This is a genomic window from Herpetosiphon sp. (genome assembly GCF_003512625.1).
In the GTDB taxonomy this organism is placed as follows: domain Bacteria; phylum Chloroflexota; class Chloroflexia; order Chloroflexales; family Herpetosiphonaceae; genus Herpetosiphon; species Herpetosiphon aurantiacus.
The window spans coordinates 2,556-3,886 of record NZ_DOPT01000055.1 but is presented as its reverse complement, the minus strand read 5'-3'; the positions used below and the strand labels follow the sequence as shown (position 1 = coordinate 3,886).

1 protein-coding gene is annotated in these 1,331 nt (G+C 51.0%); it reads left to right on the top strand.

The features are described 5' to 3' along the window. Positions 1 to 81 precede the first annotated feature (81 nt). Positions 82 to 1,173 (top strand): dual-specificity RNA methyltransferase RlmN, encoded by a 1,092-nt coding sequence (gene rlmN, locus DEF47_RS12105; protein ID WP_012191829.1) that lies wholly within the window; start codon positions 82 to 84, stop codon positions 1,171 to 1,173. Positions 1,174 to 1,331 lie beyond the last annotated feature (158 nt).

Here is a 1,331-nt window from a genome sequence, read left to right as displayed (position 1 = left end):
CCTTCGCGTCCTTCGTGGATCAACGACCGATCCCCACGATAAAGAAAGATGGTATCATGGGGCGTAACAAACGAGGAACCCATGAATATTTACGATCTTGATTTGAAGGGCTTGACCGCGCAATTGACCGAATTAGGCCAACCAGCCTTTCGGGCGCGGCAAATTTATGCCCATTTATATAAAAAATTAGCTAACGATTTTGCCGCCATGACCGATTTGCCCGCCGCACTGCGTGAGCAATTGACAGCGAATTTGCAGATTGGCAGCCTTGAATTGGTGCGCGAACAAACCACCGACGATGGCTTAACCCGCAAAGTGCTGTGGCGCTGCCCAGGCGATGCGGTGATTGAAACTGTGCTGATGATCTACCCGCCAGATCGGGCGACGATTTGCGTTTCGACCCAAGCGGGTTGTGCCATGGGTTGCGTCTTTTGTGCAACTGGCAAATTAGGCTTGTTGCGCAATATCTCCAGCGGCGAGATTATGGAGCAGGTGTTGTATTTCGAGCGCTATCTGCGCAATGAAGGTGCTGCGATTGCCAAACGCCACGGCGGGCCAGTGCCCGACCATATCACCAACTTGGTGTTTATGGGCATGGGCGAACCATTTGCCAACTACGAGCGTTGGTGGGCGGCGGTCGAACGGCTCAATGATAAACAGGGCTTTAATCTTGGCGCTCGCAACATGACCGTTTCAACCGTGGGCTTGGTCAAAGGTATTCGCCAATTGGCCGATGAAGCCTTACAGGTCAATTTGGCGGTTTCGTTGCATGCTCCCAACGATCAATTGCGCAGCGAACTCATGCCCGTCAACGATCGCTTTGATATCAGCGATTTGATGGATGCGATTCGTTATTACACCGATAAAACCCATCGGCGGGTTTCATTTGAATATGTGCTGCTCGATGATAAAAACGACACGCCTGAGCTTGCCGCCCAACTTGCCAGTTTGGTAAAGGGCATGCTCTGCCATGTCAATTTAATTCCGTGGAATCCTATCCCTGGAACGCCCTTGACGCGTTCGCATCGTGAGCGGGTTACGGCTTTTCAACGAGTCGTGCAAGCAGCAGGCATTTCGTGCACCGTGCGAGTGGAGCGCGGGGTTGAAATCGCCGCCGCCTGTGGCCAACTTGCCGCGATTCCATCGCCAACCAGCCCGATAAACCTGTATTAAAGTCAGAATTCAGAAGGCAAAAATCAAAATAGTTAATTGATAAGCCGCTGTATTGCTGGATTCAGAACGATTGGAATTAACTGTATCAAGGCATGTAGGTTAAATGGAATGGGCTGGATCAAGGAACTTTTGCCCTTTGCCCTTTGCCTTTTGCCTTT